Here is a 244-nt window from a genome sequence, read left to right on the forward strand (position 1 = left end):
GCCTTGGGCTCCTGCCGCGTCTCCTCCGGCACGATGCAGAGGCAATGGCCGTCCACGCAGCTGCCACCCACTGCTGCACCGACGCGTCGAAGTACAGCGGTGCGTTAGACGCTGACACGCAGCCCCGAAGGCTGGCCGGCGATACACCTGTCTGCTTCACGCGCACGGTAGGAAGCGCAAGCACCGCGTTGGTGCTCCACCATCACGCCCTTCGGCGTGCCCGTGCTTCCCGAGGTGTAGATGG

General features: G+C 66.8%; 1 protein-coding gene. It reads right to left on the minus strand.

The genetic code is table 11. From position 1 onward, the window contains the following. Positions 1 to 104 precede the first annotated feature (104 nt). Positions 105 to 242 carry an AMP-binding protein gene (locus ACLEQD_RS45425; protein WP_410392080.1) on the minus strand — a complete coding sequence of 46 codons (138 nt, stop codon included), beginning with the start codon at positions 240 to 242 and terminating at the stop codon, positions 105 to 107. Positions 243 to 244: the final 2 nt, after the last annotated feature.

Source organism: Corallococcus sp. 4LFB (genome assembly GCF_046520365.1).
In the GTDB taxonomy this organism is placed as follows: Bacteria; Myxococcota; Myxococcia; order Myxococcales; family Myxococcaceae; genus Corallococcus; species Corallococcus caeni.